Below are 22,823 nucleotides of genomic sequence, written 5' to 3' on the forward strand. Positions count from 1 at the left end.
GTATGCAAATCTCATACATGATGACCATCTTCTCATTAAGTCTAATACTATTTGTTTGTCTTCTTGATTTAGAAAAATGAGTTTAGCCTGTATCATTATCATGTTTTTTGCCCCTTTGCCTCTTTGATGTTCTAACGGGCATTATCAATCTTCCTTTTTCCTCAGTTCATCAATGTAGTTTTGTTTATATCGTATAGCATTTTAATCTTTTTTATGTTTAATAGCACTTATCATCACTTAATTAAAACTATACCATTTTTTTACTTTTTATTTCAACTGCTGATACCTTCACCTCTCTTGATAAGAGCGTGTTATTAAATTTTCTGCTGTCTACTATATCACACTTTGCAAGGTATGTCAAATATTTTTGTAAAAACAAAAAAGCGCGCTAAAAAGCGCACTTTAAAAGGCTACAAATTTTTCTTTTGGCACTCCGCAGATAGGACATTTTTCTGGAAGCACGTCTACTGATGTATATCCACATACAGGGCATATGTACACTTTAGAAATTTTTAAGTCTTCCCCTTTTAATGCTGCTTCTTTTGCCTCCGCGTAAAGTTTTGCATGTATCTTTTCTGCCTCAATAGCATAATGAATGCTTTTTTTGGCTCCTGACTCCTGCTGAAGTTCTGCAACAGCGTTATACGCAGGATACATCTCCTCTACCTCAAAAGTCTCCCCTTCAATTGCTTTTTCTAAATTTTTTACTGTATCCCCTACTTCGCCCAGGGTTTTATAGTGATTTGTGGCATGCACCAGTTCTGCATAGGAAATAGCCCTGAAAAGTTTGGCAATATTAGGCTTACCTTCTTTTTCTGCCACATCAGCAAAAATCTGATACCTCATGTGAGCCTGGCTTTCTCCTGCGTAAGCATCCAGTAAGTTTTTCTTTGTCATCTCTCTCATAAAAATTCCCCCTTGCAAAAATTTATCATGAGAAAATCAGTTTCTAGAAAATATTATACTACTCTCATTTTTGAAGTCAATAAGGTAAAATAAAAAAGACCTTAAAAGGTCTCATAAAATAAAAAATGGTGGAGGGAGATGGATTTGAACCATCGAAGGCATACGCCAGCAGATTTACAGTCTGCCCCCTTTGGCCGCTTGGGTATCCCTCCACGCTTTTATTTAGTTTGAAATGGTGGTCGCGATAGGACTCGAACCTATGACCCCCTGCTTGTAAGGCAGGTGCTCTCCCAGCTGAGCTACACGACCACACTGGTCGGGATGGGGGGACTTGAACCCCCGACCCCATGCTCCCAAAGCACGTGCGCTACCAGCTGCGCTACATCCCGACCGCAGTAGCAAGATAAATTATAATAAAAAAATTGAAATTAAACAACAGGTATAAAACCTTAAAAACAGCCATTTTCCTCGCTTATACTCTTTTATTCTCCCTCTTTTTAAAGAATGCACCAAATTTAATTAAATTTTAATATTTGTGTAACACGGCTGTAATATACCTGTGGTATAATCCACCTGTAGAAGAAAATATATTCAACAAAGGAGGAAGAAAATTGAAAATATTCTCAAAAAAGCTAATTTCTATCCTCATCATACTGCTGGTAATCGCATTTTCAGTGGAAAATGTAAAGGCAGCTTATACTGTCTTAGAATCAAAGGAACAGACACAAATAGTGACTAAAGGAGTCACTCACACAAACCTCCTTTATTTTACCCCTGAAGGATTTATCAATATAAACATTTTAAAAATTGACTTAAAAGACCCTTATCTGGACCTTTCTGTCATTTTTAGCCCCTCCGGCATAAAGGAAAGGATGCCTATAAGAGAAATGGCAAATTCTTATGGAGCTGTAGCAGCCATAAATGGTGACTTCTTTGATACAAAAACGGGATTTGTGATAGGTGCAACAGTCAAAGACGGAAATTTAATAACAGACCCTGCTTCAAACGGTAAAATGGCGACTTTCTATATTGACAAAACAGGCACACCCTATATAGATTACTGGACAAAGAAAATGTCAATAACTTTACCTGATGGAACCACTATATTCCTCGCTGCGATAAATAAAATAAGCAGTACTTTTCAGTACACGGTAATGTACACAAGAGACTGGTATAGATTTTCTCCTGGTGCTAATGAAAATGTGCCGCAACTTGTAGAGGTAGTAGTAGACCAAAATGATACCGTAATAGAAGTTCGACAGGGACAGCCTTCCACTGAAATACCTGAAGGAGGATATGTTCTGGCTGCATCAGGGGATATAGGCAATCTCCTTCTTAGGCTAAGCCCAGGGGATAAAATTCAGAAGGATATAACTACCAATCCTCCTTTTGAAGATATAAAAATGGCTGTAAGCGGAGGGACAATACTGGTAAAAGGCGGGAAAATATACCCATTCACCCATGAAATAAAAGGATATGCTGCCAGAACAGCTATTGGGTATACAAAAGATAAAAGGTATGTGCTTATGGTGACAGTGGACGGTCCTCCTTACAGAGGAATGACTCAAGAAGAGCTAGCAAGTCTTATGCTTTCATTAGGAGCCTACGATGCTCTAAACCTCGATGGGGGCGGTTCCACTCAGATGGCAGTAAGACCTTTGGGGGAAACAGAAGCTGTACTTTACAATTATTCTCCTAATTCTTATGAAAGAAAAGTGCCCAACGGGGTAGCCGTCTTTAGCACTGCTCCTAAGGGAAATCTATATGGACTTAAATTAGAAGTCGAAGATAATAAAGTGTTTAAAGGATTGCACAGAAGTATAAAGGTAAAAGGATACGATGAAAACTACAACCCTATTCCGGTAGAACTTCATGAGGTCGAATTTTCTGTAACTGGAGTTGAAGGAAGGTTCGAGGGAAATTATTTCATTCCTTTAAGCACAGGTGAAGGCACTATTGTGGCAAGAGTAGGTGAGGTAACCTCAACCATTAAAATTGCCGTTTTAGAAAATCCTGCAGTATTAGAATTTAAGCCTTCTGAGATAGTGTTAGACAAAAACAAAAAAATTGGTATAAAACTTTTTGGAAAAGATGTAAAAGGATATAGAGCTTTAATAGACCCAATTGATATTGAATGGCAAATTTACAATAACGTAGGTACTATAGACAATAACGGAACATTTACATCTGCTAATTTTGACTCAAGTGGTGCAATCGTAGCAAAAGTCTTTGATAAAACTGCGCTGCTTCCTGTTAAAGTAGGAAAAGGGTCGGAGTTTGATTATTCTAACCTAGTCCCTCAGACTGACTTCACTCAATTTGACCCAGACAATAAAGAAGTTGCTGTCAATAATACTTCAGATTCATTTAAATTTATGATTTTTGGAGACACGAAGTACAACACTCTTCTAAAGCTTCAAATCTCCTTAAAAGCCGTAGATACCGCTAATAAGGAATATCCATTGGCAATTTTTGTAGGAGATATAAATGAAAGGGCTCTTGCTAATTTGAAAACAAGGTACATCGCCGTAGGAGATAAATATCAAAGATATGAATACGGAAACTCCACCTTTATAGTATTAAACAATAGAAACGGCACTTTTGTAAAGCCAGATCCAAACCAGTGGACATGGTTTAAAGACCAGCTTAATAACATACAAGGAGACAACCTCTTTATACTTTTGTCTAAACCAATTTGGGGAAATGAGGGCTTGAAGGATAATAAAGAAGCGTCCTTGTTTGAAGAAACATTAAAAGAATTTCACAAAAAAACTGGGAAAAATGTTTGGGTCATATCAAACAGCAGCAAGAAATTTTACACTTCTTTAGAGGAGGGAATAAGGTACGTGGAAACCTATGGAACAAATGTATCGGGCAATAACAACGACATATACAATGATTTTGGATTCGTTTCAGTGATGGTGAACGGAAAAGATATAAAATACCAATTTAAAAGAGTAGTAAATCCCCCTTCAAATTAGAAGGGGGATTTTGATAAAATGTCATTTTACTGCAAAGTACTTATCTACCAGTTCCAATATGTACTTTATTTCTTCAGGCGTCAGCCTTTCTCTTAAAATTGCCAGTATCTTTTCATTCCCTTTTCCATCTATCCCTTTTTCAACTAGCTTTATTATCTCTTCCACCCTATCATTTCCTAACTTTTTTAAAATTTCTTCTACTCTCTCCCTCTGCCCATCATCTAACATTTTTTCAACTTCTGCTATTTTTTCATTGACTTTTAGCCTTTTGTTTTTCTCTCTAATCTCTTTTTTCATGAGTTCTATTTCTTCTTTTTCCCTGTCCTCTTGGGGCACTAAAAATTTAACTTCACTTTGCGATAAAATCCCCGTCTTTTCAGGAATTATGGTATTTTGTTCTTTCAAAGAAGTTTTAAACATAAATATTGTAGTAGCAGCAATTAAAACCGCCACAGAAATTGCTGTCAAAAACTTTTTGTATCCTTTCATCAGAAATACCTCCTAAAGTTTGATAGCCACATTTCTATTATTCCTTTGAAAATTAGTTTTAATTCAGATTATCGGGCAAAGGGGGATCTTAATGGAAGAGCTGAGATTAAAGTATAATGAAGAAAAAGCTTCCTTTCAAATAGCTAATTTTTTAAGCCGTCATCTGCTCCCCGAAACAGTCTTTTTGTGCATTGGAACAGACAGATTTATAACTGACTCCCTGGGCCCTATAGTGGGAAACCTCATCTCTGGGTCCTTACCGCCTATTTACTACGTGTACGGGACCTTGAAAAATCCTGTACACGCTATAAATTTAGAAGAAAATTTAAGGTACATAAAAAAGAAGCATCCTTACAGCAAAATAATTGCTGTGGATGCCTCTTTAGGAGAAGAAGAAAACATAGGCAAAATATCTATAAAGAAATCTCCAATACATCCTGGCAAAGGCGTAGGGAAAATCCTACCTCCGGTCGGAGACCTCTCAATAGTAGGAATAGTAGATAGTTTCCACGCAAAAGATTTAAATTCAATAAGGCTCGGATTTATTTACGAAATTGCAGAAACAATAGCCAATGGAATACTGATTGCTTCATATTCAAAAAGCCTATCATTTTAATCTCAAAGGAATAGATACAAGGTTTTGGATAGACCCATCCTGAGGGCTTATAGAAAATACCTGTAGAAGGCCATTTCTAGGCTCTTTTAAAGGCTTATAGGAAACTATGGCTTCAAAATCTCCCCATGATGGGGCAGAATTACTAGCCTGAACAAAAGTTTCATTCAATACATTGCCGCTGTTGTCAATAAGCCTTATGTTGACTCCGCCTTCAAAAACCCTCGCCTTTCCTATCACTTTAAAAGGACTTGACACCGCTTCATTTCTAGCAGGAGATAATACCTTTATATTAGGTTCATAAGGAATTAAGCTGGGGTCAGAAACTATTATCGCCCTGGCTTCTTTGTCTTTGGTCAGTATTATGCCAAGCTCATCCCCCACTTTAATCCTATTTAAACTTATATCTTTCTCCGCATATTTAACCCCTGAATCAGGGGTATAGCTTACTTTTGCTAAAAAGTGGATTATAGCGTTTGGAAGTACTTTTATCTCTGGTCCCACTTCGTTTTTTAAATCTCGAGCGTCCTGATACTCTCTTTCAATAGTGATTACTCTCGCTTCATAATCTATGGCTTTAACTTTACCGTATATGAAGGTCTCGCCCTTTGTAGGGTCTGTATCTGGAATTGGAGTAAATAAAGGGGTAACTTTGTGTATAAGCCATATATAGTTGCTGCCCTTTCCAAAAGGCTGTATAAGCTCTACTTTGTACACTTTCCCGTCGTGTACAACTTCTGCTACAGCTTTTCCGCTAAATTCCTCTTTCAAAGCTATCTCGTCCTGCTCTCCAAGCCCTATAATTCCACCTTCTTTTCTCAAAACTTGAAGCGGGTCAAATCTCCAAGCTTCTTTGCCAAAATTAGCCCTCTCTTGCAACCTTTTTATTTTCTCCGGATTGTAGTACACATCTCCTACCACCATGATCCTTTTTAATGGTTCTAGACCAATTTTACACTTTCCTACCTGCTCTACTTTGTTTCCCTCTACTAAAATCTGCACACTGTTTACCCCCGGTATATCCGTCAGAGCATTGACCAAAGCTGCCACTCTTAATTTATCAATTTTCTCATCATCGCCTTCCTGCAAAAATTCCTTAGAAAAATTGACAAAAACTGTGCCCTCCTGCATATCAATTGACAAAAGCTTGGTACCTGCTGGAAATATAGGTCTTGAATACTCTTCATTGGGTCCTTTTATGAGTTCCAGCACAACCTGTTTGAGCACATCCGCATCTTTTGGTATGAATCTTTTTTCCATCGTAAGGCTGTTTGATTTGTCATTTAAAAAGTAAAGCGAAACTTCTTTTGTCTGATTTTCTAAAACCTCCTGAGCTAAAGGCTTGGGATTTATGGGAGGATTATCATCTTTTGCGTTTAAATTCCCCATACACCCTCCCATCAGAATGACAGCAAGCAAAACAAAAACAGCTAAAGAAAATTTTTTCACCCTTCCCCACCTCATCTTTTTTGTTTCTAACTCAATAATACCATTTTTCTCTTTTCCAATGATTAAAAAAATATAAAGAAATTATTAAGAAAAATTAATATTCCTTATTCTTCCTTTTGGGCAGCACAATTTTAAAAGTCGTCCCTTCCCCTACCTTGCTTTCAACAGTGACTTTTCCCTCATGCATATCAATAATTTCCTTGGCAATAGCAAGCCCCAAACCAAAGCCCCCGTTCTTTTTAGACCTTGCTGTATCTCCTCTGGCAAAGCGGTCAAAAATCTTGGGAAGCACCTCTTCGCTTATGCCAATTCCATTGTCACTTATCGCAAGGTAGATATTATCTTCATCTTCGTCAAGGCCCACTAATACATTTCCACCTTCATAAGTGTACTTAATGCCATTTTCTACAATATTGTACGCCATCCTATAAAATCTGTCCGGATCTACTTCTGCAAAAACCTTTTCTTTACCGTTAAATGTAAGGTTCACATTCTTCGATTCTGCAAGAGGTGCAAGGCTATCTATTACATCAGATATTACTTCTGAAACCTCTACCCTCTTTATTCGAGGCGATTTTATCTTGTCAAGTCGTGCCAATTCCAGCAGATCGTTGACAAGCCTTGTCATTCTGTCTATTTCACCGTTTACATCATGAAGTATTTCTTTATAAAAGGCTATATCCTGACTTCTGCTGTTTATCAAGGATTCTATCAAGGCCTTTACAGAAGCAAGGGGCGTTTTTAATTCATGGGAGGCATCGGACACAAATCTTTTCCTCTCTTCATCTATTTTCATTAAACTGTAGCTCATCTTGTTAAAAGCATTTGCCAGCTTGCCAATTTCATCTTTACTCTTTACATCTACCTTGTAATCAAGCTTACCTTGAGATAAAATATTTGCAGCCTCTGTAAGCCTCTTCAGAGGATTTGTGATGAAAGACGCCACCAAAAGGCTTAAAAAACCTACTAACACCCCAATTCCTGAAAAAGTGTATATCATCCTGTATTTTATAGAATTTAAAAGGTCAATCACATTGTCAATAGAGGAAGAAATCAATATAGCACCTACCACATTGTTTTTTGAAATGACAGGAACAGCTGTGTACATCGCCCACCCTACACCGCTTATGTTGTGAATGCTGGTGGAACTTTTTCCGCTTAGCGCCTCTTTTATATCTGGATACATTTTTATGCTTTTCCCTTCAAACTCTTTAGAAGGGGCAGAATCCACTATCACCCTTCCGTCTATGTTAGTAAAAAGAATGCGGGCGTTTATCTGCTTGGCATATTCAACTATAGTAGGTTCAATGAGATAAGAGGAGGGGGTCCCCACAAAGCGAGACACAAAATTAGACACCATGTTTGCCTGCATCGAATTGTTTATTTTTAAATTGTCCAAATAGCTTTTTTCAATGTAGTTGTAAAGATAAAGTCCTGTGACAGCCAAAGATATTATCATTATCGTCAAATACAAATAAAAAATTTTCCACCGCAAACTCATTTTATCACCTATTTCATGTAATATCCCGCTCCCCATTTGGTAAAAATGTACTGGGGATTAGCAGGGTCATCCTCTAATTTTTCCCTGAGCTTCCTCACATGCACTGTCACTGTGTTCGCATCGCCATAAAAATCAACACCCCATATGAGATCTAAAAGCTTATCCTTTGTGTACACTTTGCCGGGATTAGAAGCTAAAAGCACTAGTATTTCAAACTCCTTATTTGTGAGCTCAATCTTTTTACCTCTTTTGTAAACTGCCCTCTCAGGAATGTTAATATACAAATCTCCCCTTCTTATCTCTTCTTTTTTCTTCACATAGGGATTTGACGCTCTTCTTAAAAGAGCCCTAATTCTTGCAATCAACTCTCGAGTATTGAAAGGCTTTGCTAGATAGTCATCTGCTCCTATTTCTATCCCGACAATTCTATCCACATCGTCTCCCCTTGCAGTAAGCATTATTATTGGAATGTTTGAAAAAGTCCTTATTTCTCTACAAACTGAAAAACCATCCATTTTAGGAAGCATTATATCAAGAATAACCAGGTCGTAATTTCCTATTCTGACCTTTTCAAGCCCCTCCTCCCCATCGTAAGCCGCATCCACTTCAAATCCTTCCTCTTCTAAAGAAAGTTTCAATCCCTTAACAAACATTTCTTCGTCATCTATGATAAGCAATCTCTCCACCAATTTCACCTCCCAAAATCTAGTATATCATAAAGGCGAATAAAAAAAATAGCCTCATCGGCTACTTCCTTCTTTAAATCCCGTAGATTCTCTAACAATCAGCTGATGAGGCAAAATGACATGCATCTCTTCTATTGGCTCTTTGCCCAGAAGCTTTGTCAAAAGTCTCATAGCAACAGCTCCTATGTCATAGGCAGGCTGCAGTATTGTAGTTATAGTAGGCCTGAAAATCGTGGAAATATAGGTATTATCAAAGCCCACCACATGTATGTCATCAGGAACCCTTAAGTTTGAGTCAAATATAGCGTTTATAGCTGCTGCAGCCATGTCATCTGAAGCCGCAAAAACAGCTGTAACTTTGTGCTCGAGAAGTTTAAGCATTGCAAGATATGCCTTCCTCGTCTTAAATTCGCCTTCTACTACGAGCTCAGGGTCATATTTTATGCCGTGTTCTTCCAAAGCCCTTTTATAACCTTCTATTCTTTGAAGACCTGCTATTGGGTCTTGCATTGAACCTGCAATCATTCCTATCTTCTTGTGCCCCAGGGAAATGAGGTACTTCACTGCATCATAAGCAGCTTTTTCATTGTCAATCATTACACTCGGATACCTTTTCTCTTTGTCCTGTGTGCCTGCAAGCACTACCGGCACTTTAAACTCGTTAAAAGCTTGAATTACGCTGTCTCTTACTACATCCCCCATGAATATAATTCCGTCTACCTGCTTTTCTCCCAGAATTTCTATATATTTTATTTCTTTATCTTCTTTCTGGTCTGTGTTGCACAAGAAGATATTATAATTATACATTGCAGCAATGTCCTCTATACCTCTTACCACTTCAGGGTAAAAGGTGCTTGAAATGTCCGGTATGATAAGACCAATAGTGTGAGTTTTTTGAATCTTTAAGCTTCTTGCAAGAGCATTGGGTTTGTAACCCGTCTTTTTTATTGCCTCTAAAACCCTCTGTCTTGTCTCTTCTGTCACAACAGCGCTGTTGTTTAAAACTCTTGAAACTGTGGCAATGGAAACTTTCGCCTCTCTCGCTACATCTTTTATAGTTGCACCCATTCCTATCACTCCCAGACTTAATCGTTTTCGCCTTTATGTTATTTTACTTGTTCTTAAAACTTTTGTCAATAGACTTTTCAATTTTTTTCATTCATTTTCATGAATTTTTTTGAAGACTTCTGATGAAAGATGGAATCTAATTCTACAAAAAGGGGAAGAAAAGAAAACAAACAGTAAAGTGCCCCAATAAATAGGATAACCAAATAAATAAATTTTATAACCGTCCCTTCCATATTTTATCACCTGGGAATAAAAAAATATATTACCGCACTGCGGTAATATATCATATTCCCTGTTTTATTTTTTTGTCACTACACAGCTATGGTTTTTCTGTTCAAAAAGAATTTATCTATGACGTGAGCAACGCCATCTTCATCATTTGATAAAGTTGTATAGGAAGCCTTAATCTTTACGATATCCGGGGCATTACCCATTGCAACCCCCAACCCTGCATATTCTATCATAGAAAGATCATTCAAATTGTCGCCAATTGCCACTACCTGTTCCCTTTTTATGTTGTACATATTGGCAAGGGTTTTAAGAGCATTTCCTTTGCTCACACCTTTAGCATTTATCTCTAAATGACCTCCGCCGGAAGATGAAATGGTCAACTTCTTGGATATTTCATCATACACTCTCGCATCTATGGAGACGGGATTTTTTAAGTCATTTAGAGCGTAAATCTTAGCCGTAACACTGCCTGTGTCCATCAAAAACTCCATGAGGTCTCCCACAGGATTTACCTTCACATTGTTGTTAAAAGAAAGGTACCACTCTACTCTATCAGTTATTTCTTCCACATAAAGTTCATCATCAATGTATAAATTTATATGGTATCCATTTTCTTTCAGAAGCTTTATGGCAAACAGGGCATCTTCGGAAGGAATGGGATTGTAATAGTACACTTTTTTGGTGTATATGTCTTTTATAAGAGCGCCGTTATAGGAAATAACAGGAGCATTTATTTTCAACTCTTCAGCATAGGGCAAGATAGAGGAGAACATCCGGCCTGTCGCTATTGTAAAAATGACTCCCCTCGATATCACCTCTCTCACAGCCTCTTTAGTTCGATCAGAAATCGCCGAATTGCTATTTAACAAGCTCCCATCTGCATCACTGACAAGAAGTTTATACATCCCTCTTCAACCCCTATTTTTATTATCCCTCATCTATATTATAACAGCTTGTAAATTTACATTCTATATCATAATTTGTTATAAAACGTTACCACTGAAAATTTTACATTGCGAAAAAAATTTTAACGAATTTTCTTTCCATAAAATGAATTAAATGTAAGTGAATATTTCTGAAAAATGCCATAAATACTATATATGAAAAGGAGGAAAGGGTGAAAACATGCTAATACTTTTTTTCCGCACACTAATCTTATATGCCCTAGTGGTAGTATTTATGAGAATTTCTGGAAAACAGCAAATAGGACAGCTTCAGCCCTATGAACTGGTAGTAGCAATAATGATAGCAGACCTGGTAGCAATACCAATGCAGAACAAGGGAATACCTCTTGTCGCAGGTATTATACCTGTCCTCACTCTTTTAATATCCCAGCTCGTCCTTTCGTACCTCTCAATGAAAAGCCTAAGAGCCAGAGTTATAATCTGCGGCACCCCTACAATTTTAATTGAAAAGGGTAAGATCTTAACTTCACAGCTTCAAAAAGAAAGGTATAATATAAACGACCTGTTAGAAGAGCTTAGAGTGAAAGGCTATCCCAATATAGCAGATGTGGAATATGCTATTTTAGAAACAAACGGGAGTCTGAGTGTCATCCCTAAAAGTGATAAAAGACCTGTTACTCCAAAAGATTTGAATATAACACCTGAGTACGAAGGGTTGCCCCTTCCTATAATAATCGACGGAAGAATTATGCATCAGAATATGCAAAAAGCAGGCATTGACCTTGCATGGCTTGATGAGCAGCTTAAAATTTGGAACATAAAAAGTGTGAAAGAAGTATTATTTGCCTCCCTTGACTCTAACAAAGTGCTGACAGTGTATAAGAAGGAGGGATAAAATGAGATATGTCACCCCCTTAGTGGTTTTCCTCCTAGTTTTTATATTTTTTCTAGACTTTGCATCAATTAAATATTTAGACAGCACTTCTCAGAAAATTGACAGTCTTCTTTCAAAAGTCGAAGATCACATAAAAAGCGGTGATTGGGAAAAAGCGAAGGACTGGGTGGAAAAAGCCGAAAGTGAATGGAAAAAAATAGATAGGAAATGGGCTCTTTTAGTAGAGCACAGGGAAATAGATGAGATTGAAATAAATATGGAGAAATTGAAAAGTTTTGTGGAGTCAAAGAATAGGGACCAGAGCATGGCACAGCTTAAAACTGTAAAAATGCTTCTTAAATACGTGCCTGAAAATGAAAAACCCACTTTTGAAAACATATTTTAAAATTTGTGTTATAATATAGACATGTGTACCCTTTAAAGAAAAAGGGGGAATGAAAGGGTGAAGTCAATACATAATAAGCGCATTATAGTTGGACCTGACAATTTTAAAAAAGTAGTAGATATAACTTCATCTGGCAAAGTAGGACTTCCAAAAGGGCAGGTAGATGTCCAATTTTTAGCTAAGCTTGCGCCCGGCACAAGCTTTGAGATTCAGGGAGAGAAATATTATCTCCTTGAGTGCGACACCTTTGATTACATCATGTACTCTCTAAAAAGGCAGACACAAATTGTATACCCAAAAGAGGGAAGTTACATTGCCATGAGGTTAGACATTTTCCCGGGCAAAAGAGTTGGGGAAGCCGGAACTGGGTCCGGCGCCTTTACCGTTTACTTATCTAGATTGGTAGGTCCTCATGGAAGAGTATATACTTATGAACAAAGAGAGGAATTTTTCAAACTTGCCCGAAAAAATCTTGATGAGTTTTGCGAATACGACAACGTCATTATGTACAATAAATCCATCTCCGATGGAATTGAAGAAAAAGAGTTAGACGCTTTTTTCTTAGACGTTAGAAAACCCTGGGAAGTGCTAGAACAAGTAAGTGGAGCTTTAAAGCTTGGCGGGCATTTAGGAATATTAGTTCCGACCACAAATCAAGTTTCAGAAGCGCTTGTGGCATTAGAAAAAAGCGGATTTTATACCATTGAAGTCAGTGAAATCCTCCTTAGAAAGTACAAAATAAACCCTGAAAGGCTAAGGCCAGAAGACCTCATGATAGGGCACACAGGATATTTAATCTTCGCAAGAAAAATATCAGACAGAGGGGACGGTTCCTCTCATCCGATTTAAAAATAGGCACCTCTTTGGTGAGGTGCCTCAATTTGTTTTATTTTTACTTTTTACATAATTTATCATTCCACCTGCAATGAGGATTTCCCGATTTCTATCAGAAACTTCCAGTCTTACCTCAAAGCTTTTTCCTTTAGTCAAATTCTTTACAATAATGTTTTTTCCACTTCTCACCTGCTCCACTGTATTCTCTATCTTTAGCACATCTCCCATATCAATATCTTCATAGTCCTCTTCTTTTACAAAAGTAAGAGGAAGAATTCCGCTGTTTATGAGGTTTGCCTTGTGTATTCTTGCAAAAGATTTAGCTATAACCGCCTTAACCCCCAAGTAAAGAGGCACCAAAGCTGCATGTTCGCGGCTTGAACCCTGACCATAGTTATGTCCTCCTACAATTATCCCTCCACCCCATTCAACCGCTCTTTTTGAGAAATTTTCGTCTATTATTTCAAAGCAATGTTTCGAAAGCTCTGGTATATTAGACCTCAAAGGAAGAAGTCTAGCATTTGAAGGCATTATGTGGTCTGTTGTAATGTCATCTCCTACCTTTATCAACACCTTCTTTTCTATATCGGAAAGGGGTGTATTCAATGGAAATGGCTTTATATTTGGCCCCTTTATCACTTCTACGTTTTTCCCATCCTCTGGCGGCTTTACAATCATATTGTCATTTACTTCAAATCTCTCAACAAGTGGCACTTGAGGTGGTTCTCCCAGTTCTCTAGGGTCAATAAGATACCCTGTAAGCGCGGCTGCCGCCGCTACTTCCGGACTTGCCAAATACACATATGCAGATTTTGTCCCACTTCTCCCATAGAAATTTCTATTAAAAGTTCTCACAGAAACGGCGCCTGTAGCAGGAGCTTGCCCCATTCCTATGCAGGGCCCACAAGCACTTTCAAGTATTCTCGCTCCAGCCGCTATAAGGTCTGCTAAAGCACCATTTTTCGCAAGCATAGTCAAAACCTGCCTAGAACCTGGTGCAATTACAAGGCTCACATGCTCCGGTATAGTTTTCCCCTTTAAAATAGAAGCGACTTTCATCAAATCCATATAAGAAGAATTGGTGCAGGACCCTATCGCCACCTGATCTACCCTGGGCCTTCCAGCATCTTTCACTTTGACCACATTGTCCGGGCTGTGAGGAAGTGCCACCATGGGCTCCAATTCAGAAAGGTCTATCTCTATGACTTCATCATATTCCGCATCTTCATCCGCACTCAAAGGCACAAATACATCTTCTCTACCCTGAGCTTTTAAAAATTCGTAAGTCCTTTCATCAGAAGGAAAAATGGAGGTAGTCGCCCCCAATTCCGCACCCATATTCGCTATTGTAGTCCTTTCTGGCACTGACAGAGTCTTTACTCCATCCCCCGAATATTCGAAGATTTTACCTATGCCTCCTTTTACAGTAAGTCTTCTTAAAAGCTCTAGTATCACATCTTTCGCCGAAACCCATGGATTCAATTCACCTTTAAGCCTCACATTTACAATAGCAGGCATTATAATTCTATAAGGCTCTCCTGCCATTGCCAAAGCCACATCGAGTCCTCCTGCTCCTATCGCCAACATCCCCAACCCACCAGCAGTGGGCGTATGGCTGTCTGAACCCAAAAGGGTTTTCCCTGGCACTCCAAATCTTTCAAGGTGGACCTGGTGACATATTCCATTTCCCGGCCTTGAAAAGTATATTCCGTACCTTGCAGCGACTGTCTGTAGGTATTTGTGGTCGTCAGCATTTTCCGGTCCCTGCTGCAAAGTATTGTGGTCAACGTAAGAGACAGAAAGCTCTGTCTTTACTCTATCTATTCCCAAAGCCTCCAGCTGAAGATAAGCCATTGTTCCAGTAGAGTCCTGTGTAAGAGTCTGGTCTATTTTTATCGCTATTTCTTCTCCTTTTGCCATTTTCCCTTCCACAAGGTGCGCCAGAAGTATTTTCTGCGTCAAATTCATCCTCTTCACTCCTATTTTTAGATTGCTTTAGCTTTTCCTTTCACAATCACATCTTCATAAAGGTACATTAGCTCCTTATCAAATAAAGGCCTCTTTAATTGAATGGCCATCTTCCTAACATGAGGGAGCAGCAAATTAGCCTCCTCTTCAGTTAAAACTCTCCCGTACTCTTTAAACTTGTTTATTAAAGCCGCAGTGCCAGAATGCTTTCCTATCACTATCTGCCTCTCAAGTCCTACTTCTTGAGGGTCAAACACTTCATAAGTATACGGATTCTTAAGAGCTCCATCCACGTGAATTCCTGACTCATGGGCAAACACGTTTTTACCTACAATAGCCTTAGAAGGAGGAAGTGGTCTACCTGATGCTAAAGCTACATACTCGGATATCTCTCTAAAGCGGCTGGTGTCAATACCTAAATCCATTTTGTACACGTACTTTAACGCCATGACTACCTCTTCTAAAGCCGCATTGCCAGCTCTCTCTCCTAGTCCATTAACTGTAACCCCCACAAATTTAGCCCCAGCCTTAACTCCTGCAAGAGCGTTTGCCGTAGCCATACCAAAATCATTATGGGTATGCATTTCAATCTCAATATCTACTGCATCTTTAATGGCTTTTACCATCTCATAGGTTTTGAAAGGATCCAAAAAACCTACAGTGTCGCAAAATCTCAATCTATCTGCCCCTGCTTGTTTTGCACACCTTGCAAACTCAATCAAAAAATTCATATCAGTCCTGGAGGCATCCTCCGCGTTAACAGAAACATAAACGCCTTCTTTTTTAGCAAATCTCACCGCTTCTGTCATGCTGTCCAATACCCATTGCCTTGTCTTTTTCAACTTGTGCTCTATGTGAATGTCTGATGTAGAAATAGAAATGGCCACTGCATCTACACCGCACTCAAGAGATTCCTGAACATCTTTTACAACCGCTCTGTTCCATGCCATTATACTAGCCTTCAATCCTAATTTTGCAATTTTAGCTACCGTCTCCTTTTCATCTCCTCCCATTGTGGGGATGCCAACTTCCAGCTGGTCTATGCCAATCTCATCTAACATTTGCGCAATTCTGATTTTTTCGTTATTTGCAAATACAACACCTGCAGTTTGCTCACCATCCCTTAAAGTAGTGTCAACAATGTAAACAGGTTTGTCTTTTTTGAAAGCCATATATGATCCCCCTTCAAATACTCTTTTACATCCTATTTTACACAGAAGCTTTATCAAAGTCAATAGCATTTTGCAATTTTTATTATAAAAAATTGCAGCTCCCAAACTATTTTTTTAGTTTGGGAGCAAACGTTGAATATGAATTGCAAGATAACCTTTTTCTTCTTCCGGAACTTTTTTGCCCAGTTCCTTTTCAATTTCATTAGCCACTTCTTCAGCAATCCTATAAGCTTTCTTGAATTTCCTCTTTATTGTGGGAAGAAGTTCATTTGCAACCTCCATCCCTTTGGCTACTCTATCCACAGCAAACCTCAAGTGAGTAACCAGCCTCAGGTAATCCAGAGAATCTCTGTCTATTTTCCTTGAGAGATTTTTTTCTATTATTGAAACCAACAAAGAAACCAATCTAGTGTTTTTTAATGTCACAGAAAGTCCTGCATTTTCTACAGCGGCATGGAGGTGCAACGCTATAAAGCCTGCCTCATCCTCTGGAAGGTAAATCCCTAACCTTTCTTTTACCATCTCTAAAGCTTTTTCAGCGATAGCAAAGTCTTCCTTATACAAAGCTTTTATTTCGGCTATAAAAGGATTCTTAATGTCTATACCCATGCTTATCCTCTCAATAGCAAAGGCAAGGTGATCAGCTAAAGCGATGTGAACATGTTCGTTTAATTTTTTCCCCTTTATTTTTTCTGCCATCGCAATTATTTCTTCAGAAATACCGACAACATCAGTTCTTACCTTTTCCATCAAGTCAGAAAATTTAATTTTATTTTCTGTGTCTTTCACATAAAACACTTTTTCTACGCTTTCTTCCTTTATTAAATCCCCTTGCCTTTTCCCAAATCCAATTCCCTTTCCGACCAGTATGCACTCAACACCATTTTTGTCATGGGCCATGCACACATTATTATTAAGTACCTTAACTACCCTGTACATCCCCATACCCCTCTTTTTTCTATTTAAGGTACACTCTCATCACTCTGCTTTCTCCCGCTTTCACCTCTTTTGAGTCTTCTACTTTTTCAATTTTATCAACTATATCGCCGTTAGTAATTATAACAGGTGAAGTCAACGGATGTTTTTCCTTTACCTTTTCTATGTCAAAAGTTATTAATTTATCACCTATTTTTACCCTATCTCCTTCTGACACAAAACTTTCAAAACCATCCCCCTTCATCTCTACCGTGTCCATACCTATGTGGATGAGTATCTCCAATCCTTCCTTCGTCCTGATGCCTAGTGCATGTTTTGTAGGGAAAAGCTGTATTACAGTACCGTCAACCGGTGAAACAACCAGTCCTTTTGCTGGTTCTACCGCAATCCCATCTCCTACCATCTTTTGTGCAAAAACAGGATCCGGAACTTCTTCGATTTTTACCAATATCCCATCCATAGGCGAATACACGTCTACGTATTTTTTCCTTTTAAAGAGTCCAAACATCACTACCATCCCTTTCTCCATTTTCTAAAACTTTGATGGCGGCCCCCATCGGCCGCCAGAATTGTCATTAAGATTTTTTCTTCATATGCTTTTTCATCTCTTGAGCAATCAAATCCGCTTTAGTACCCACAATCACTTGAAGAGCATTTTTGCCCATCCTCATTACACCAGTTGCACCTAACTTTTTCAATTTCTCATCATCTACTATTGTATCGTCTTTTACAGTGAGACGCAACCTGGTAATGCAGGCTTCTAAAGATTCAATATTGTCAGAACCTCCCAATATCTCCACGTATTGTGCTGCTACATCGCTTATTTCTGATTTAGACATATCTCTGTACTGGTCTTGAGCTTCTTCCTCTAATCTTCCAGGTGTAGGTAGGTTGAACTTAGTTATAACATAGTAGAAAATTACATAGTACACAACTCCGTAAATTACTCCTATTACTAATAACAATAGAGGCTTTGTGGCAATTCCATAGCTTAAAATGTAGTCAATGAGTCCTGCTGAAAAGCCAAATCCATTCTTTATCCCGAGCACGTAAGTTACAGCGAGTGAAAGACCTGTCAAAAGGGCATGTATTACATAAAGCACCGGCGCTAAAAACATGAAGGAAAATTCAATGGGTTCTGTAATCCCTGTCAAGAAAGATGTCAAAGCAGCGCTTATAAACACACCAGATACAACTTTTCTCTGCTCTGGCTTAGCTGCTGCCCACATAGCCAATGCTGCTGCTGGAAGTCCGAACATCATTATTGGGTAAAAGCCTGCCATAAAAATTCCTGCCGTCGGGTCTCCCGCAAAAAACCTGTTTAAGTCTCCTGTCACAATTTTACCAGCAGGCGTCTTAAAAGTTCCAAACACAAACCACACAAGGCTGTTTATAACGTGGTGCAGTCCAAAAGGAATGAGCAATCTGTTCAATACTCCATACACGAATACTCCCAAAGCTCCTGCTCCTATAATCCATTCACCTACGGCATAGATGCCATTCTGTATAGGCGGCCATACATATCCCATTATGAGAGCTAATACAATCGCTGCAAATGCCGTCACAATAGGTACAAACCTCTTGCCGCCAAAAAATCCCAGGAAATCGGGAAGTTTTGTGTCATGGTACTTATTATAAAGGTATCCAGCTATTATACCCATTAAGATACCGCCTAAAACTCCCATGTTTATATCTTTGTTTATTGTAGTAGCACCTTTTGTTAGCACGAAATACCCTACAGCTGCTGCTAAAGCTGCTACTCCATCCCCTTCGGCAAAGCCTATAGCGATACCAACAGCAAATATTAAAGGCAAATTATCAAATACTGCTGCACCTGCCTGCATAATAAATGGGATATTGAAAACATCAGGCGCACCAAGCCTTAAAAGTAATGCTGCTGCAGGCAATACAGCTACTGGAAGCATTAATGCTTTACCTAGTTTTTGAAGGCTTCCCAGCCATTTCATATAATACCCTCCTTTTAATTTATTTTCAGGCATTAAAACAAAAGAGCCGGCAAGGTCTTCTCGACCTTTACCGGCTCATGCCTGCTTATGCAGTAACACGCCGCATAGTATTCGTTTTCGCTTTTATTATATACTTTGTATTAAACTTTGTCAATAACCGTTTTTTGTATTTAAAAGACCTTTTTAAAAGGAGGTAAAAAGGTCTTCACTTGTTCAAAGAATAAGCCATTCTCCTGTAAGTATGCCTTACACCTCTTATCGCTATGGAAAGAACCATTATGTTTTCTGGAAACGCAATACCTGAATACCCTGCATCGCCTATGTGCTGTATATCTGCCCCTGCCATTTTAGATTGAATAGCTATATACTCTATTACGCTTTTTTGAGCTCCTTCCTGAGAAGTACCTATGGCAGTCATTGCCAGTGCACCTTCTTCATGGATGGCATCAATCTGCTTTTTAGCGAGATCTAAATCAATACCAGGAACAGTACCAGGAGCTGGAATTAGTACGCAATCTGCTCCGGCCTTTACAAAATCCCTTAAAACCCTGTCATCGTATATATTGCCTGAACCTGCCCCGTGCATTTTCCCCGCCACAATCATCAATTTGTCTCCTAAAATTTTTTTGGCTAGCTCTATTCCCTGTATTATAGTTGTCTCATTGACACCTGTATTAGGATTCCCTGTAATTACTATATAGTCAAAACCGTATTCTCTTGCCCTCTTCAAATTTTCTTCTGTAAGCTTCCTACCTTCAACGTACTTTACTCCTTCAGGTACTGGTTCTAAATTAACTCCTATAAATCTTCCCACAATTTTCTTTATCCTTTTTACATATTCTGGATCTTTAGCATTCTTTAATGCAATTTCTTCCATCATACTTAAAGCCCCAGCTCCATCCGAGAGATTTACTCCAACATCATCTATGCCGAAGATAAAAGGTCTTTGGAAATCAAAAAGATTTAATGTAATCATGTCACTTCCAAAAGCTGCAGCTAATTCTAAATTAGAAACTCCGTAAATTAGTGGCGGGACCGTTATTACAGTTTCGGCCATTACCGTCCTGCCTTCTGAATTTTTAATAGTCTCAATTAGCATGTTTTTGTCCATACCCTCAATATCCTTTAATGTGAGCTCAAAAATTCTCTTCATAACCCTTCACTCCCTTTTATTAAATTAAAAGCTGGCAAGGAATGTCCCTTACCAGCTTGTGCCCTTTTAGGTTACACGCTGTTTAACAAAATTTTATACTATATATTCCTAATTGTCAACTTTAAAGCTGCAAAGCTATGTTGGCAATTTTTTGGAGGTTATAAAAACCCCCTCAGCTTATTCGTATATTAAAACAGGTCTTTCCACTGGTTCATCTGAAAGCAGGATGTATTTCTTAATCTCTTCAAATGCCCAGTCAGCTTTGCTTTCGTCATTAGCATATATAGTAGCAATGGGTTCACCTTTCTTTATTACTTCTCCTACCTTTCCCCCCAGCATTATTCCAACTGCCAAATCAATTTTATCTTCTTTTCTTTCCCTGCCTGCTCCCAACTTCATTGCCAAAAGCCCTAAATCTAGTGCCATTAAATCCTTTATATACACATCCCTGTCAGCAATCCACGGCCTTACATATTTAGCCTGAGGCAAAAGGGTTGGATCATCTACTACTCTGTCGTCTCCTCCCTGTGCTCTTATGAACTCCTTGAATTTCTGAAGTGCTTTGCCACTCTCTAAAGCGTCTTTTAATTTGGCTCTTGCCTCATTATCATCTTTGGCAATACCTGCAATCTGCAGCATATCTGAACCTAATAACATGCAAACCTCCAGGAGGTCTCTTGACCCATGCCCTTTCAATACCTGTATCGCTTCTAAAACCTCAAGAGCATTTCCTATTGCAAGCCCTAGAGGATAATCCATATTGGTTACATGAGCTACTGTCTTTCTGCCAACTGAGTTGCCTATGTCTACCATTAACTTTGCAAGAGCCTTTGCGTTTTCCAAATCTTTCATGAAAGCTCCTCTTCCAACTTTTACATCTAAGACTATTCCATCAGCTCCTGCAGCAATTTTTTTACTCATGATAGAACTTGCTATAAGAGGAATAGAATCTACAGTTGCAGTAACATCTCTTAAAGCGTACAATTTTTTGTCGGCAGGAGTCAAATTTTTTGTCTGACCGATAATTGCAATTCCGTATTTATTGACATTATCAATAAACTCTTCTTCAGAAAGCTCTACTCTCATCCCAGGTATAGATTCTAGCTTATCTATCGTTCCCCCAGTATGCCCTAAACCTCTTCCCGACATCTTGGCAACAGGTGCACCACAAGCAGCTACCATAGGAGCAAGTACTAATGTGGTAGTATCAGCTACCCCGCCAGTTGAATGTTTATCCACTTTTATTCCTTTTATTCTAGATAGATCAAGTACATCGCCAGAGTAAGCCATTGCCATTGTAAGGTGGACAGTCTCCTCAGGAGTCATTCCTCTAAAATATATGGCCATTAAAAGAGCGCTTATCTGATAATCAGGAATGTAGTCTTTTGTGTAGCCTGAGATTATAAAATCTATTTCTTCTTTGGTGAGTATACCGCCATCCCTCTTTTTTAGTATAAGGTCATACATTCTCATAAATTATACCCCCACTTTCAAAGGTAATTCCCTTAAAAAAGAAGTGCCTGTGTGTATAGGACCCACGTTGAAAATTTCAGCAATTGTAGCTGCCACATCAGCATATGTTCTTCTCAGCCCAAGATTTCTACCTTCTTTCATAGAAGGACTGTAAACCAAAAGAGGCACGTATTCTCTTGTATGGTCTGTTCCTGGAGTTGTGGGATCACAGCCATGGTCAGCTGTTATAATCAATAAATCTTCCTCTTTAAGCCTTAACATTATCTCAGGAAGCCTTTCATCAAAATGCTTTAAAGCTTTTGCATACCCGTTAACATCATTCCTGTGCCCGTACACCATGTCAAAGTCTACCAAATTAGTAAAAATAATCCCTTTCTTTACCGCATCCATTGCCTCTATGGTAGCCGTAATGCCCTCGTCATTATTTCCAGTATGAATGCTGTCTGTAATGCCCTGCCCTGCAAATATGTCCTCTATCTTCCCAACTGCATATACCTGATAACCTGCTTCTTTCAACATGTCAAGTACAGTAGGTCCAAAAGGCTTGAGAGAAAAGTCTTTTCTATTAGCTGTCCTTACAAAATTGCCCGGTGAACCTATAAAAGGCCTTGCAATAACACGCCCTACGGCATGGTCCCCTTTCAATATTTCCCTGGCAATTTCACACATTCTATAAAGCTCTTCCAAAGGGATGACTTCTTCATGGGCTGCAATTTGAAACACGCTGTCAGCAGAAGTGTATACAATGGGATAGCCTGTTTTTATATGCTCTTCTCCCAGCTCTTTTATTATCTCAGTACCTGAGGCAGGTTTATTGCCTAGGACCTTTCTTCCAATTCTTTTTTCAAATTCTTCAATAATCTCCTTTGGAAAGCCCTCGGGATAAGTAGGAAAAGGTTTTTCTACAATGAGCCCTGCTATTTCCCAGTGCCCTGTCGTAGTGTCTTTACCAGCGGATTTCTCTGCCATCTTGCCATAAGCACCAATGGCATTTGGATTTGGAGCCACTGTCTTCAAAGGTATGATATTCCCTAACCCCAGCTTCTCCATTGTAGGAAGCTTAATCCCAGTCTTTTCTACCACGTGCCCCAAAGTATTAGTCCCTTCATCGCCAAACTTGTACGCGTCTGGAAGTTCCCCTACTCCGACGCTATCCAGGACTATAAGTATAACTCTTTGCAGCATTTTACCACCTCTTTTGTTAGTATAGA

20 protein-coding genes, 3 tRNA genes and 1 pseudogene are annotated in these 22,823 nt (G+C 38.8%); 5 read left to right on the forward strand and 19 right to left on the reverse strand.

Annotated features, from left to right (window positions below; all coding sequences use genetic code 11):
* The 5 genes and pseudogenes from EV203_RS13820 to EV203_RS08100 form a co-directional block, all read right to left on the reverse strand.
* Positions 1-102: pseudogene (locus EV203_RS13820) on the reverse strand (transposase); the annotation flags it as partial.
* Between the two features lie 300 nt (positions 103-402).
* Positions 403-906, reverse strand: coding sequence for a rubrerythrin family protein (locus tag EV203_RS08085; protein WP_041587102.1), 504 nt, complete (start codon positions 904-906; stop codon positions 403-405).
* A gap of 126 nt (positions 907-1,032) precedes the next feature.
* A tRNA-Tyr gene (locus EV203_RS08090) sits at positions 1,033-1,118 on the reverse strand.
* A 21-nt stretch (positions 1,119-1,139) separates the two neighbouring features.
* Positions 1,140-1,215, reverse strand: a tRNA-Val gene (locus tag EV203_RS08095).
* A gap of 4 nt (positions 1,216-1,219) precedes the next feature.
* A tRNA-Pro gene (locus tag EV203_RS08100) sits at positions 1,220-1,295 on the reverse strand.
* Between the two features lie 228 nt (positions 1,296-1,523).
* On the opposite strand from EV203_RS08100, the gene EV203_RS08105 reads away from it, so the two are divergent.
* The gene (locus EV203_RS08105) at positions 1,524-3,887 is read left to right on the forward strand and encodes a phosphodiester glycosidase family protein (protein ID WP_165911595.1); all 2,364 of its coding nucleotides are present in this window, start codon (positions 1,524-1,526) and stop codon (positions 3,885-3,887) included.
* A 21-nt stretch (positions 3,888-3,908) separates the two neighbouring features.
* Here the strand turns inward: EV203_RS08105 and EV203_RS08110 are convergent, their stop codons facing one another.
* Complete coding sequence (locus tag EV203_RS08110) at positions 3,909-4,376, reverse strand: hypothetical protein (RefSeq protein ID WP_132039968.1); 468 nt, start codon at positions 4,374-4,376, stop codon at positions 3,909-3,911.
* 91 nt (positions 4,377-4,467) lie between these two features.
* Between EV203_RS08110 and yyaC the strand changes: the two genes are divergently transcribed.
* Positions 4,468-4,992, forward strand: a complete 525-nt coding sequence (gene yyaC / locus EV203_RS08115) for a spore protease YyaC (protein ID WP_022587108.1) — start codon at positions 4,468-4,470, stop codon at positions 4,990-4,992.
* Here yyaC and EV203_RS08120 read toward each other — a convergent pair.
* The 5 genes from EV203_RS08120 to EV203_RS08140 all read right to left on the reverse strand — a co-directional run bounded on the left by EV203_RS08120 (position 4,984) and on the right by EV203_RS08140 (position 10,829).
* Positions 4,984-6,438 carry a Gmad2 immunoglobulin-like domain-containing protein gene (locus tag EV203_RS08120; RefSeq protein ID WP_132039970.1) on the reverse strand — a complete coding sequence of 485 codons (1,455 nt, stop codon included), beginning with the start codon at positions 6,436-6,438 and terminating at the stop codon, positions 4,984-4,986. The genes yyaC and EV203_RS08120 overlap by 9 nt on opposite strands.
* Before the next feature lie 94 nt (positions 6,439-6,532).
* A complete protein-coding gene (locus EV203_RS08125) occupies positions 6,533-7,939 on the reverse strand; it encodes a sensor histidine kinase (RefSeq protein ID WP_132039972.1) in 1,407 nt (468 codons plus the stop codon).
* An 8-nt stretch (positions 7,940-7,947) separates the two neighbouring features.
* Positions 7,948-8,625 (reverse strand): response regulator transcription factor, encoded by a 678-nt coding sequence (locus EV203_RS08130; RefSeq protein WP_011024912.1) that lies wholly within the window; start codon positions 8,623-8,625, stop codon positions 7,948-7,950.
* Positions 8,626-8,679: 54 nt separating this feature from the next.
* Entirely contained in the window at positions 8,680-9,693 is a 1,014-nt protein-coding gene (locus EV203_RS08135) for a LacI family DNA-binding transcriptional regulator (protein ID WP_011024911.1), read from the reverse strand.
* Positions 9,694-10,004: 311 nt separating this feature from the next.
* Positions 10,005-10,829, reverse strand: coding sequence for a Cof-type HAD-IIB family hydrolase (locus tag EV203_RS08140; protein ID WP_011024909.1), 825 nt, complete (start codon positions 10,827-10,829; stop codon positions 10,005-10,007).
* 220 nt (positions 10,830-11,049) lie between these two features.
* On the opposite strand from EV203_RS08140, the gene EV203_RS08145 reads away from it, so the two are divergent.
* From EV203_RS08145 to EV203_RS08155, 3 genes are read left to right on the forward strand one after another with little or no spacing between them, the layout of a single operon-like run.
* Complete coding sequence (locus EV203_RS08145) at positions 11,050-11,724, forward strand: YetF domain-containing protein (RefSeq protein ID WP_009611278.1); 675 nt, start codon at positions 11,050-11,052, stop codon at positions 11,722-11,724.
* Position 11,725: 1 nt separating this feature from the next.
* The gene (locus EV203_RS08150; protein WP_011024908.1) at positions 11,726-12,109 is read left to right on the forward strand and encodes a DUF4363 family protein; all 384 of its coding nucleotides are present in this window, start codon (positions 11,726-11,728) and stop codon (positions 12,107-12,109) included.
* A 57-nt stretch (positions 12,110-12,166) separates the two neighbouring features.
* Positions 12,167-12,958, forward strand: a complete 792-nt coding sequence (locus tag EV203_RS08155) for a tRNA (adenine-N1)-methyltransferase (protein ID WP_011024907.1) — start codon at positions 12,167-12,169, stop codon at positions 12,956-12,958.
* A 27-nt stretch (positions 12,959-12,985) separates the two neighbouring features.
* Here EV203_RS08155 and EV203_RS08160 read toward each other — a convergent pair whose 3' ends face one another.
* The 8 genes from EV203_RS08160 to EV203_RS08195 all read right to left on the reverse strand — a co-directional run bounded on the left by EV203_RS08160 (position 12,986) and on the right by EV203_RS08195 (position 22,797).
* On the reverse strand, positions 12,986-14,911 hold the full coding sequence (locus tag EV203_RS08160) for an aconitate hydratase (RefSeq protein WP_132039974.1): 1,926 nt from the start codon (positions 14,909-14,911) through the stop codon (positions 12,986-12,988).
* A 17-nt stretch (positions 14,912-14,928) separates the two neighbouring features.
* On the reverse strand, positions 14,929-16,083 hold the full coding sequence (nifV, locus tag EV203_RS08165) for a homocitrate synthase (protein ID WP_011024905.1): 1,155 nt from the start codon (positions 16,081-16,083) through the stop codon (positions 14,929-14,931).
* A gap of 114 nt (positions 16,084-16,197) precedes the next feature.
* A complete protein-coding gene (gene glcT, locus EV203_RS08170) occupies positions 16,198-17,022 on the reverse strand; it encodes a glucose PTS transporter transcription antiterminator GlcT (protein ID WP_022587112.1) in 825 nt (274 codons plus the stop codon).
* Between the two features lie 19 nt (positions 17,023-17,041).
* Positions 17,042-17,527 carry a PTS sugar transporter subunit IIA gene (locus EV203_RS08175; RefSeq protein ID WP_031313884.1) on the reverse strand — a complete coding sequence of 162 codons (486 nt, stop codon included), beginning with the start codon at positions 17,525-17,527 and terminating at the stop codon, positions 17,042-17,044.
* Between the two features lie 67 nt (positions 17,528-17,594).
* Complete coding sequence (gene nagE / locus EV203_RS08180) at positions 17,595-18,986, reverse strand: N-acetylglucosamine-specific PTS transporter subunit IIBC (RefSeq protein ID WP_022587114.1); 1,392 nt, start codon at positions 18,984-18,986, stop codon at positions 17,595-17,597.
* Positions 18,987-19,191: 205 nt separating this feature from the next.
* On the reverse strand, positions 19,192-20,139 hold the full coding sequence (locus EV203_RS08185) for a DUF7916 family protein (RefSeq protein ID WP_132039976.1): 948 nt from the start codon (positions 20,137-20,139) through the stop codon (positions 19,192-19,194).
* A 177-nt stretch (positions 20,140-20,316) separates the two neighbouring features.
* Complete coding sequence (locus tag EV203_RS08190) at positions 20,317-21,612, reverse strand: pyrimidine-nucleoside phosphorylase (RefSeq protein WP_132039978.1); 1,296 nt, start codon at positions 21,610-21,612, stop codon at positions 20,317-20,319.
* A 3-nt stretch (positions 21,613-21,615) separates the two neighbouring features.
* A complete protein-coding gene (locus EV203_RS08195) occupies positions 21,616-22,797 on the reverse strand; it encodes a phosphopentomutase (RefSeq protein ID WP_132039980.1) in 1,182 nt (393 codons plus the stop codon).
* Positions 22,798-22,823: the final 26 nt, after the last annotated feature.

Origin of the sequence: Caldanaerobacter subterraneus (assembly GCF_004345675.1) — a bacterium.
Classification (GTDB): Bacteria; Bacillota; Thermoanaerobacteria; order Thermoanaerobacterales; family Thermoanaerobacteraceae; genus Thermoanaerobacter; species Thermoanaerobacter subterraneus.